We start from the raw sequence: 12,208 nt of genomic DNA, 5'->3' as shown, positions 1-12,208 counted from the left end.
AAACACAATTCGGATATGATCTGTAACCAATATTGATATAGCTTATTGAATACGTCCATAATTATCAATTTTGGTTGCAACAACCCGTTGTATATACTTGCTTGAGATCTTCTTATAACGCCATTTAATGTGATGCTTGGTACTTAAATTAGCTACCGCATATTGTTTCTCTGCTTTGATATTAACAGTCTGTAATAATGGGTCTGCTATCATCTGATGACTACGCACATTATCTAAACCAAGATACTTACTAGATAGCTGGCGTAATCTATCTGGTGATGTTAAATAGGCCATTTTTGCCTTCAACATATGAATGTTATCCTTTTCTTCTAATATCTGCTTATTTAATTCATCAATTTGATAACAAAAAGTTCTCACTTGACTCTTGATGATAAACAACCCATAAACGGTAGCACAGCATATAGCAAAAACTATACAATTAAATACTCGTATGATCATTTACTTGCTCCTTTCCTTATTGCTGCTCTAAGCTTTGCTGATCTAGATCTTGGATTGATCAAAATCTCATCTCTTAACGGTGAAATCGGTTTTTTAGTAAGAATTCTTAATAATTCTGAATCTTGAACTTCTATCATTGGTTTAGCATATTTTGATCTAGCCATAATTTTTGCTGAATTGCTTCTTAAAAAATCTTTAACTATACGATCCTCCAAAGAATGGAACGATACAATTACTAATCTACCATTAGGAGCTAATAGCTTTAACGATTGCTCCAATAAGATTCTTAATTGTTTCAATTCATCGTTGACATAAATCCTGATTGCTTGAAAACTCTTAGTTGCTGGATCAATTTTACCTTTTTTGAATCCTACGCTACTACGCACTATCTTAGCTAATCTAGCTGTATTGGTTATTGGCTCAATCTTACGTTCATTAATAATTGACCTTGCTATCTTTCGAGCAAAAGGCTCATCACCATATTGATAAATCACATCAGCAATATCAGCTTCACTGGCATTATTAACAAATTCGGCCGCGTCTTCACCTCTGCTACTCATCCTCATATCCAACGGCCCATCATGAGTAAATGAGAAGCCACGCGCACCTATGTCAAGTTGCATACTCGACATGCCAAGATCTGCAACTATGCCATCAAACTTAATACCAGTAAAAGTTTTGCTTATTTCGGCAAAACTACTATTAATAAATTTAAAACGATCTTTATATTCACGAGAGCAATTATCAGCATATTCCTGCACAGCAGGATCTCGATCAATAGCAGTTAGCTTACATTCACAACTATTCAGAATCGCTGCGCTGTAACCACCAGCACCAAACGTACAATCTAAAAAATTCTCACCAACTCTTGGAGCAAGATACTTTATCATTTCATTTAATAACACTGGTGTATGGGCTAACATATTTTATTACACTATAGACCTCTTCTTTGCCTGCATTTTGCCTAAAAATAACCATTTCCAGCTTATGCAACAGGTCTATCCTTTAATGTTAAACGATTATTTTGCGCAACTTGTCTTGCTGCCACTAAATAAGTATCAAAATTCTGAGGTTGCCACATTTCAAAAACCACTCCTTTTCCGACAAAACATACCTGCTCTTCCATTTCAGCATGCTCAAGCAATGATTTCGGTAACACCACTCGCCCTTCTCCATCAAAAGCTAACTGTACCGCCTCACCAAGGATTATAGTTTCAAAAGCATCTCGCTCTTCAGAATATGGATCAAGATTTTGAATAACCTGACTAAGAGTTTCAAGTCTGGCAATACTACAAGCTTCTATGCATTTATTTCTGAATGATGGATACGCAATAATTCCATTGAAATTCTGTCCAGACAACACAAGCCTATAACTCGCAGGCACTGAGACTCTGCTCTTTTTATCAAGGTTATTAATATATTTTGATAAAAAAATATTCATTTTCTACTGTGATCACATTCAGTTTTATAAAATCGCACAATTGTAGTATTTTTATATTTATTTAAATTATTTCTTAAATTCTTAATTATAAATTACGTATTTTTTCTTCAAACTATTCCAAAACTCAAAGCTAGATTGCTTCTACTATAAATGGTCTCGGCAATGACGAATTCCCATTCGCAATGACGTTCATATCGTCTCTTTAATTCCTTACACTTGACGTGTATGGTTCATTAAACACTCTCGACATTAATTATCAAATAACTTACAAAATATATCATCAATTTACGTTCAATTTTGGGTATATTTGGGATTTAATGGTACTACATGGAGAATGTAATATATCCACCATTTAGTCAAGTAATTTTTTCAAGAAAATATTAAAAAATACAGTTGGTTTATTAATATTTACTATGATATTTTGGTGATATCTTAAAATCTTGTGTAATTATTGCTACAACTCCAGAGTAATTTTAGTCTTGCTAAAGAGTTTGGCACGATTTATGCTGATCTTTGGATTACAATGGTTTCTTAAAGAAGCCAGAAGATATCACCATATTAGTTGTATTGATTGATTTTAAGGAGGAGTAATATATGTCAAAATCGGATAATTATTTAAGATTGTTAATGGACGCCAGTAAAAGAGAGACCACTAACATTAACAGATCCAGAGTTAACGCTGCTAAAGGAGATACCACCTCATTCTCCCAGTTTGTTTCTGGAACCGCCTCCATAGTAACTGAACAAAAGAGAAGTACTATAAATGTACAAGGTGCTGTCGTTAACACAGGTATTGTCTCTGATATCTCAGTTCAGGGCAAAGGTATGCTAGTGGTCAAAGAAAGCTCCACATCTAAAGCTAATCTTTATACACGCGATGGTTCATTCAGATTAAACAATAAAGGAGACTGGCTTAATCCCAGCGGCTGCGTGTTGCTTGGATGGAAATTGGATGCAGGAGGAAATCTACCTGCCAATAGTTCGTTATTAGATTCTTTAGAGAGAATCAATGTTAGTGGCAGCAGCTCACAAGCAACTGCCAGTGATAAAATAACAGTTGGCGCAAATTTAAATGCAGACAAAATCGTGCTAGAAGGAGCTGGGGAAGTATTCGCAGTCAATAAAACCGGTATCAATGCTTCAATCAAAATTGATGAAATTTTAATGCCTGAAATCCGTAACTCTGGTAGCCTTACGCTAGGTGATTCATTTACTCTTAGAGCTGACCAGAATACTGCTAGAACGTTTGTATATGGCGGAATATCCATGTCCAAACAAATATCTACAACTTCTTTTTATGGAGCTACTAGCGTTGGTGGTCAATTTAGAATAGTACCAGGCGCTCCTGCCAATGTTAATGAGTTACAGGTAGATTCAGGTATTATGGTAAGAGTAGCTGGTGGAGATTGGAGTAATTTTAAAGCTGTTGCTAATAATGCTAATACTGGTCAGCTTGAGTTTAACAGTTTGCAGTCTCTGGGAGAAAAACTAAAATCACTAGATTTAATCACCTTAATTAAGGACAACCGACTAGTTATTGCTCCAAAAGATGGAAATTCAACTGTTGAATTTCAAAATTTTGGCGGCAGCAACATGGTTGAAACCTTAGGTTTAGTTAATATCCCTGCAGCTACCGCAAATACTGAGAGATTTTCAACCCTTCAAATGCTGCGTGATAAAATTAATGCTACCAAAGATACATCTGGACTTTTTGCTGAACTTAATCCAACATCAGGCTCAGTTAATGTACATTCATTACTTGCAACCTCACAATTTACTATTGCTGGCCAATCATTAGGAATAAGAGATTTTTCTAGGGCAACTATCGGTGGTACTGGTATCAGCTTGAATGGTATTCTTTTAACTCCAGAAAGAGCTAAAGCTACTGTAGCAATAACTTCACCAAAACATGGGCTACAATCTGGAGATTTTGTTAATATTACTGGTGGAATGCATCCTAATATTCCAGATGGGAAATATATGGTTAGTGGAGCTAATAGCGATTCTTTTTTCATTTATTTAGCAGCTACCCCAGTTAATATTGAAGCGCTGAATGTGCCAAATGCTGGCCTCAACATCAACGGAAATTTTACTTGGCAAAAAATAGCTGGACAGGCTTTTGCTCCAAGTGTTAACCTTATTAATGCAAGTATCACCGCTGCTAATCCAGGTGGTGCTATGGAAATTACTAATGTTGGCCATGGATTAGCAAATAATGACCTAATTTTTATTAGCGGTCTAGGAGCAGTGCAAGTTGGTGGAGCAATTTTTGGCAACGCTGCGAATGCGAACGTTCACATACCTGATGGGTACTATGTAGCTACGGTAGTAGATGCCAATAGATTTACTATTATTCCAATAGAAACTGTCGCAGGTAACGTAGCTTTAGCAGGTCCAGGTGGACTTGTTCCTGTACCTGCTGCTCCAGCTGAAGTTTTTGCTGGAAATTTTACTTATAGGAAAGTTGGTCTTGGAGCTGGTTTACCTGTTATAAATACCAACGTTATGGTGACTACTCTTGGTGCTAATGGACTAGGGCTTAACTCAAATCGAGTAAAACTCTTTATGCCAAGCCATAATTACACCATTGGTGACTCTATCCGTCTTACTGGTTTAGCAGCACCAGTAGTAGTTGATGGCGTTACTGTACGAAATAATGTAAGATATAAAGTAGTAGATATACCAAATGCAGCAGCTTTACTAGCTGGTGCGCCTAATTACGTCACCTTTGAAGTAATAAATGACGGTTTTGCTGCTACTGGTAATGACATAGTAGGTATGCAAACCTATGACATTGCTAGTCTTGGTGCTGGTTTCCGAGTTGATCATTACAGCCGTGCTTTTGAATATTTAAGTTTAAATCAAGAAAAATTTACATTTGACCCTACTTATAGTGCTAGCGATACTAAATTAGGTCTATCTAGTGGAAATCATTCAATAGACCGTATCTTTTCACATTCATTTGTAGTATTTGATAGTTTGGGTGGACAACATACGCTCTTGGCTAGATTTGCTCGACTTGGCCAGAATCGTTGGACAGTAGAGATAGGTGCTATCAAAAATGATGATGGTACTTTTGATGTTAAAACGACTAGAGCAGATGGTGTTCTCCAATCTGGAACCTTAACATTTGAACCTAATGGCGCGCTGCAGTCTATAGGAGATCTAGCAGCTCCTATTACAGCAGAATGGACAAATGGTAGTGCACCAGGTAGCATTACTATAGATTGGGGAAGCACAGGAAACCTTGTTGGAGTTGGATCTCGGGAAGGTATTAGACAAGTTATAGCTGCTGATAATGTATTAATGTTTGATGCAAATGGTAATACTGCTGGAACTTTAACAGATGTCAATATTGATGAAAATGGTAATTTCATTGCTATTTATGATAATGGTACTAGCCAAAAATTATATAGAATTCCAATTGCTACTATGATTGACCTGGATAATGGCATGGAAGCTTATGCTTCTGGCTATCGCAACAAGTTTCCTGTCATTCTTAAAGAGCCTGGTGTGGCCGGTACAGCAACTATTATCTCAAGGAGCGTGGAAGGAGCAAATATTGATTCTACCGAGAGCTTGATAGACCTTCAAGGTTATGCCAATGATATTTCAGCTGTCGCAAAAACATTAAGTATGGAAAATAATAATCTTAAAACCATTATTAATGCAATTGATGTTCGCTAAGCTATTAATAGAGATTTTTTGAAATAATTTACTATTTTTATAAAATCTCTGTCATTTTTTGAGAATGTTCAATGAACCATACGCGTCAAGTTAAGGAAATGAAGCGAGCCACCACCGTCATTGCGAGACAAAGTCGAAGCAATCCAGGAAATGAACGGATAGTTTAACTGGATTGCCACGACCACTATCGTGGTCTCGCAATGACCAATGACGGTTCGTGTCGTCTCTTTATTCCTTAACTTGGACGTGTATGGTTCAATGACTGTGTCAATTAAATAAGACTTGTCATTGCGAGGAACCGTCAGGTGACGAAGCAATCCTGTTAAACTATCCGTTCATTTCCTAAATTGCTTCGCCTTCGGCTCGCAATAACGAGTTATATCATCTCTTTTCCTTAACCTCAACGCGTTTCCGTGAACAGGCTCGAAAATTATCTTGATTTAGGCATAATGCGAATTTGACTATAATAAAATATAAATCTTGTTGAATTTTAATACTACTCAAGTATAACTATTCAATACTATTATTATCTTAAAATTTAAGGTAATTTAATTTGGTTAAATTAACGATGAATCAAACCACATTACAAAGTCAAGATATATTGGATGAAAAACGAAATATTGCCAGGCAAGGTGGAGGAATCAAACGTATTTCTATCCAACATGCAAAAGGGAAGTTAACTGCCAGAGAACGGATTGAGGTTCTTTTAGATCCAGATAGCTTTGAAGAAACTGGGATGTTCGTTGAACATCGATGCGATAATTTCGGAATGCGCGATAAAATCTTTCCTGGAGACGGAGTAGTAACTGGTCACGGTACTATCAATGGTAGGTTAGTCTTTGTTTATAGTCAGGATTTTACGGTACATGGCGGCTCTCTTGGTGAATATCATGCCAAAAAAATCTGTAATATTATGGATTCTGCACTAAAGGTAGGCGCACCGGTTATTGGAATTAATGATTCTGGTGGTGCCAGAATTCAGGAAGGAGTCGATGCTCTCGGTGGCTACGGTGAATTATTTAACCGTAACGTCCTAGCCTCTGGCGTCATTCCACAAATAACTTTAATCATGGGTCCTTGTGCCGGTGGGGCAGTATATTCCCCCGCCCTTACTGATTTTATCTTCATGGTACAGGACTCTTCTTACATGTTCGTGACTGGACCAGAAGTAGTAAAAACGGTAACTGGCGAAGAAGTGAGCCAAGAAAAACTTGGCGGCGCTCGAATGCATACCACTAAAAGTGGTGTTGCCGACCTGGCTTTTAAAAATGACGTTGAAGCATTATTAGAAACTAGAAGATTTTTTAATTTTTTACCACTATCCAATACTGCTCCGCTACCGATTAGAGATACTAAAGATCCTGCTGATCGAGTCGATATGTCTCTTACTACCTTAGTACCATCAAATCCGAATAAACCCTACGATATGACTGAATTGTTAGAACGTATAGTTGATGAAGGAGAGTTTTTTGAGCTTCAACCAAATTTTGCCAAGAATATTATTATCGGCTTTGGCTATATGGAAGGAAGATCAGTTGGCTTTGTTGCCAATCAACCACTGCATTTAGCAGGATGCCTGGATATTAACGCCTCAAGAAAAGCAGCACGATTTATCCGCTTTTGCGATGCTTTTAGCATCCCGCTAGTGACACTAGTTGATGTTCCAGGATTCTTGCCTGGTGTAGATCAAGAATATAATGGTATTATCAAACACGGAGCTAAATTGCTCTATGCTTATGCAGAAGCAACTGTACCAAAGATTACTGTAATTACTAGAAAAGCATATGGCGGTGCCTACATAGTTATGAATTCAAAACATCTATGCGGAGATATAAATTACGCCTGGGTTAATTCTGAAATTGCGGTTATGGGCGCTGAGGGAGCAGCAGAAATAATATTTAAAGAAGAGTGTAAGGATTTAGAGTTAAAAAAACAAAAAATTGCAGAATATAGAGAAACTATTACCTCACCTTTTATCGCTGCTTCCAGAGGCCATTTGGATGACATAATTAAACCTCAAAACACCAGATGGCGTATATGTAAGGCACTCAATTTTTTGCAGAATAAAAAGGTGCACACGCCATGGAAAAAACATGATAATTTACCGTTGTAATCAATGAATAAACCATTATTTGATAAAGTTTTAATCGCTAACAGAGGTGAAATCGCCCTTAGAATTATGCGTTCGCTAAAAAAAATGGGCATCAAATCTGTTGCCGTTTATTCTGAAGCTGATACCAATGCCATGCATGTGCAATATGCCGATGAAGCCTATTATATTGGGAATTCTCCGGCTACTGAAAGCTATTTATCCATAAAAAATATTATCAATGCCATCAGAGCAAGCGGGGCAAGCGCGGTTCATCCAGGATACGGATTTTTAGCAGAAAATTCAAATTTTGCTAATATTTTAAAAAGAGAGGGTGTAACTTTAATTGGCCCTAGTGCGCAAGCAATTAAACAAATGGGTGATAAGATAGCTGCTAAAAAAATTGCAATTGAAGCTGGAGTAACTACAGTTCCAGGCTATATGGGCACCATTAATACAGTAAATCAAGCAATTAACATAGCAGAAGATATTGGATTCCCGGTAATAGTAAAAGCTGCTGCTGGCGGTGGTGGTAGAGGGATGCGAGTAGTCAAAAACTCACAAGAAATGACTGCTGCTTTTTCATCGGCCAGATTAGAAGCAGTAAATAGTTTTAGTGACGGTAGAGTATTTATTGAAAAACTGATCTCGTCACCACGACATATTGAAATACAATTACTAGCTGATCAACATGGAAATGCCGTGTGTCTTGGTGAACGTGAATGTTCAATTCAACGATATCATCAAAAAGTGATTGAAGAAGCCCCAAGCCCGTTCTTAAATGAAGATACTAGGCAAAAAATGTATGCTGAAGTGATAGCATTATCTCGTAAGGTAGGATACTACTCTGCTGGCACTGTTGAGTTTATGGTGACTGCTGATAGTAATTTTTACTTTCTTGAGATGAATACCAGACTGCAAGTTGAGCACCCGGTAACTGAGTTGGTTACCGGAATCGATATTGTTGAAGAAATGATTAAAATTGCTGCCGGAGAAAAATTAGCTTTCTCACAACAGGATATAGTCTTAAAAGGCTGGGCCATTGAATCACGAATTTGCGCAGAAGATCCCTCAAGAGGATTCTTGCCTTCCAGCGGTAGAATTACCGAATATTCAGAACCACCAAAGAGCTCTAATATCAGAATAGATAATGGCATTGGCTCTGGTGGTGAAGTCAGCATGTTTTATGATTCGATGATTGCTAAATTATGTACTTATCATGACACTCGTGAGCAAGCTATAGAAGTGATGCGTTCCGCTTTAAGTTCTTATATCATTAAGGGTATAGCTCATAATATAAGTTTTTTGGAAGCAGTAATGTCAAATCCGCGATTTATTAGCGGTGATATTAATACTGGCTTTATCGCAGAAGAATATCCTGACGGCTTTTCTGGAGCGGCCTTAACTTCAGAGATTACCGAAGTATTCCTGTCAACTGCAATATATATATATATTGCGGAACAAAAAAGAGCCGCATCAATCTTCGGACAAATTATCGACCAAACTAACAATATTGGTACGCGTTGGGTAGTGTCTATCGATGATAAACTGTTTCCAATATTAATCAAACCGGTTGCAGACGGGTATAATATCAGACAAGGATCAAATAGAATCTACATCCGCAGTAACTGGAATTTAGGCAGTCATTTATTTAGTGGTTTGGTTAATGGCAATAAAGTAAATGTCAAAATTGAAAGAATTCGCACTGGTTATATGCTAACGCACTCAGGGCTTAGTGTTAATGCTTTTGTACGCTCTCCTAGAATGTCAGAGCTGGAAGCACTAATGATTTCCAAGCCGCATGTTGATATTTTAACAACTTTACACGCTCCTCTAGCTGGACAAATAGCTGCAATTAAAGTGCAAGTAGGTGAACAAGTAGTCCCTGGGCAAGATATTATGATTTTGACAGCAATGAAGATGGAGAATGTAATTACAGCAGAACGAACCTCCACTATCGCCAAAATATTAGTCAATGAAAAAGATCAAGTATTTGCCAATCAGGTTCTAATTGAATTTGAGGAGAGTGCTTAATAAACAATCTGGAGTTATTTTACCTTGTTAATTGTGAACGTTGTTCACGCTCTATTATTGCAACGAACTATTGCCAATTATGTAAGAAATGACTGTTCATTTTTTGAAAATTTATAGATATATGGTATTTTGACTGTTATATCATCTGACAATAAGCTATAATATTTTAATAATTCTATTCCATCACTCAGATCCAAAAACTTCAAATCATTCCATTGAGCTTGAAATGAATTTACAAACATTTGATTGTAATATTTTCTTATACTCTCCAAAGGATCTTGATATAAAGCTAATTCTGTAGTAGTCTTTGACATAACACCTCCGTAAATACTTAAATTAGCTATCATATACTATAAACTTTTGTAAACAATTATTTGTTAACAACAAAAACCACGGCAAATTATAAAATTGTAGTTTACTTAATGAAAAGATTTATATTAGCTAATAATAGCTGTATTGTACAATAAGCACCTATTCAAGATAACACTAAGGCTCAGGGAACATTTTTATGTATGGAGTCGCTCTGCTTTAATTAAATACAATTTATAAATATGATGTTTTTGCGGTTATTTTTATCGTTTACCCTTTGGTACTTTCCTTACCAAACGCTTGCGGTACTTGATCGTGAAATGGCAGAATCATTAAAATGCTCACGGTTATTTTCATATTTCGAAAGAAAACACCGTATTCCTTTAGATACTTTGCACTCAATTTCTTTACAAGAATCCGGAAAAACTCACTCTAAACATAATATCAGGATTGTTTGGCCTTGGACTGTGAATGTTGAAGGACAAGGTTATTTTTTTGATAATAAAAAAGAAGCAGTGTTATTCGTCAAACAACAGCTACTCACTGGTAAAACCAGCATTGATATTGGTTGCATGCAGATCAATCTTAAGCATCATCCTGATGCCTTTAAATCTATTGAACATGCTTTTGATCCGGTCAGCAATATTACTTATGGCGCTGAATTTCTTAAAAAAAAATATGCTCAACTGGGTAATTGGTTGCAGGCAATTGCCCATTACCATTCCGCAACCCATGAGCTTGGCTCAAAATACAAAGAAAGTGTGGTAAAAATTGCCAATAATATGAATGAATACAAATATTCTTTAAAAGCATATTCATATCCACATTATTATAATCACCCTCCTCCATCAGTTTCTAAAGTTTCTTACCAAAAACTCGCTACTAAACCAGAAAAAACTTATGTTTCAACACCAAATAAAGCTAGAGCTTTTTTAAAAACCGCTGCTTTGAATAACAATCGTGGAGATAGAACACGCAAGCCAGAAGCATATGTTAGCACTCGTAAGAATTCGAGCACTAAACCTATATATAAATCATCCGCGGAAATAGAACTTCAGAAGAGAGCTACTGCAAAAAACAATGCAACTTATAGAAAAATATCACTAAATAACAAAAATCGTAACAATATGATGGTACGAGTACCACCACGCCAACCGGTAGCCCAATAATTAAATAGACCTCTCTCACATCGCGTCAAAGAGAGGATTTGAAGGAGACACGAAACCTCGACTCGCAGCATACTTTTGGTTTGTTTCGGATTCGAGTACCTGACATGTGTACAAATCATCCGCATTGCTAAGTTTGTGAGAGAGGTCTAATGGATCGTTTAGCTAAACAACCAATCTTATTCAATCGACAAAGATTACGCAGCAATAGAAACAAAGCAGCAAATATCATAAATAATTATCCGCTTGAAAAGTACGCTGCTGACAATATTGTAGAAAACTTGCAAATGTTAGATCGAAATTTTGTTAATATTTTAGATATTGGTTGTCGTAATGGTTATTTATCGTTGGCTTTGCTGAACAAGTATAATAATGCCACTCTTATTGCCACCGATATCTCAGTTGAGATGATTGATAAAGTTGAATGTACAATAAAATTATTGGCAGATGAAGAAGAATTGGAGTTTGCGGCCAATAATTTTGATCTGATTACTTTTTCATTAGGTCTACATTGGATTAATAATGTTCCTCGTTTTTTAAAGAATATCCATAATTGGTTAGCCACAGACGGAATTTTTATTGCTAATTTTATCGGCGGCAAGAGCCTTAAAAATTTACGTCATTACTTAATCGAAGCAGAGACCGCTGCAAATCATTTTCACAGTCAACATATACCTCCCTTTATCCATTTTGATCACATGGCTCCTTTATTACAACAAGCTAATTTCCAGGATATTATTGTTGATATTGAAGAAATTGATCTTGAATATAATAGTGCTTTTGCACTAATGAAAGCACTAAAAATGGCTGGAGAATCTAACATCATGATGAATATGCCAAACTACTCGATCTCAAAAAAGATGTTAACAATCTTAAAAACTGAAACAACATTTAATGATCAGATTAATATGATCAGTTTTATTGTCAGCAAAACTCGAGGGGTTATAAATCCTAATTCGAAATAACAAGAAATATTAGCAACTAGTCAACTCTATAATCTTATTGACCGGATCACAGAGTTTT

8 protein-coding genes and 1 pseudogene are annotated in these 12,208 nt (G+C 36.4%); 5 read left to right on the top strand and 4 right to left on the bottom strand.

Annotated features, from left to right (window positions below):
• Positions 1–42: 42 nt before the first annotated feature.
• The 3 genes from ftsL to R2I74_RS00660 all read right to left on the bottom strand — a co-directional run bounded on the left by ftsL (position 43) and on the right by R2I74_RS00660 (position 1,900).
• Positions 43–459: a cell division protein FtsL gene (gene ftsL, locus R2I74_RS00670; RefSeq protein WP_316353173.1), complete on the bottom strand. Its 417-nt coding sequence runs from the start codon at positions 457–459 to the stop codon at positions 43–45.
• Positions 456–1,382 carry a 16S rRNA (cytosine(1402)-N(4))-methyltransferase RsmH gene (gene rsmH, locus R2I74_RS00665; protein WP_316353172.1) on the bottom strand — a complete coding sequence of 309 codons (927 nt, stop codon included), beginning with the start codon at positions 1,380–1,382 and terminating at the stop codon, positions 456–458. The genes ftsL and rsmH overlap by 4 nt, the downstream gene beginning before the upstream one ends.
• Positions 1,383–1,444: 62 nt before the next feature.
• On the bottom strand, positions 1,445–1,900 hold the full coding sequence (locus tag R2I74_RS00660) for a division/cell wall cluster transcriptional repressor MraZ (RefSeq protein WP_316353171.1): 456 nt from the start codon (positions 1,898–1,900) through the stop codon (positions 1,445–1,447).
• Between the two features lie 594 nt (positions 1,901–2,494).
• On the opposite strand from R2I74_RS00660, the gene R2I74_RS00655 reads away from it, so the two are divergent.
• From R2I74_RS00655 to R2I74_RS00645, 3 genes are all read left to right on the top strand, one after another.
• The gene (locus tag R2I74_RS00655) at positions 2,495–5,587 is read left to right on the top strand and encodes a flagellar basal body FlgE domain-containing protein (RefSeq protein WP_316353170.1); all 3,093 of its coding nucleotides are present in this window, start codon (positions 2,495–2,497) and stop codon (positions 5,585–5,587) included.
• 568 nt (positions 5,588–6,155) lie between these two features.
• Complete coding sequence (locus R2I74_RS00650; RefSeq protein ID WP_316353169.1) at positions 6,156–7,700, top strand: acyl-CoA carboxylase subunit beta; 1,545 nt, start codon at positions 6,156–6,158, stop codon at positions 7,698–7,700.
• 3 nt (positions 7,701–7,703) lie between these two features.
• Positions 7,704–9,710, top strand: coding sequence for an acetyl/propionyl/methylcrotonyl-CoA carboxylase subunit alpha (locus R2I74_RS00645; protein WP_316353168.1), 2,007 nt, complete (start codon positions 7,704–7,706; stop codon positions 9,708–9,710).
• Between the two features lie 77 nt (positions 9,711–9,787).
• Here R2I74_RS00645 and R2I74_RS00640 read toward each other — a convergent pair whose 3' ends face one another.
• Positions 9,788–10,024: a hypothetical protein gene (locus R2I74_RS00640; RefSeq protein WP_316353166.1), complete on the bottom strand. Its 237-nt coding sequence runs from the start codon at positions 10,022–10,024 to the stop codon at positions 9,788–9,790.
• 237 nt (positions 10,025–10,261) lie between these two features.
• On the opposite strand from R2I74_RS00640, the pseudogene R2I74_RS00635 reads away from it, so the two are divergent.
• Both R2I74_RS00635 and R2I74_RS00630 read left to right on the top strand, forming a co-directional pair.
• A pseudogene (locus R2I74_RS00635) lies at positions 10,262–10,834 on the top strand (lytic transglycosylase domain-containing protein); the annotation flags it as partial.
• 503 nt (positions 10,835–11,337) lie between these two features.
• Positions 11,338–12,150 (top strand): methyltransferase domain-containing protein, encoded by an 813-nt coding sequence (locus tag R2I74_RS00630; protein ID WP_316353165.1) that lies wholly within the window; start codon positions 11,338–11,340, stop codon positions 12,148–12,150.
• Positions 12,151–12,208: the final 58 nt, after the last annotated feature.

The sequence above is a fragment of the Candidatus Trichorickettsia mobilis genome, from assembly GCF_963422225.1.
Taxonomy (GTDB): domain Bacteria; phylum Pseudomonadota; class Alphaproteobacteria; order Rickettsiales; family Rickettsiaceae; genus Trichorickettsia; species Trichorickettsia mobilis_B.
This window is presented reverse-complemented; position numbering and strand designations above follow the sequence as displayed.

Excerpts from the sequence above, each read along its gene's own strand:
- ftsL (WP_316353173.1), bottom strand. The coding sequence starts at position 459 with ATGATCATACGAGTATTTAATTGTATAGTTTTTGCTATATGCTGTGCT.
- rsmH (WP_316353172.1), bottom strand. The coding sequence starts at position 1,382 with ATGTTAGCCCATACACCAGTGTTATTAAATGAAATGATAAAGTATCTT.
- R2I74_RS00660 (WP_316353171.1), bottom strand. The coding sequence starts at position 1,900 with ATGAATATTTTTTTATCAAAATATATTAATAACCTTGATAAAAAGAGC.
- R2I74_RS00655 (WP_316353170.1), top strand. The coding sequence starts at position 2,495 with ATGTCAAAATCGGATAATTATTTAAGATTGTTAATGGACGCCAGTAAA.
- R2I74_RS00650 (WP_316353169.1), top strand. The coding sequence starts at position 6,156 with ATGAATCAAACCACATTACAAAGTCAAGATATATTGGATGAAAAACGA.
- R2I74_RS00645 (WP_316353168.1), top strand. The coding sequence starts at position 7,704 with ATGAATAAACCATTATTTGATAAAGTTTTAATCGCTAACAGAGGTGAA.
- R2I74_RS00640 (WP_316353166.1), bottom strand. The coding sequence starts at position 10,024 with ATGTCAAAGACTACTACAGAATTAGCTTTATATCAAGATCCTTTGGAG.
- R2I74_RS00630 (WP_316353165.1), top strand. The coding sequence starts at position 11,338 with ATGGATCGTTTAGCTAAACAACCAATCTTATTCAATCGACAAAGATTA.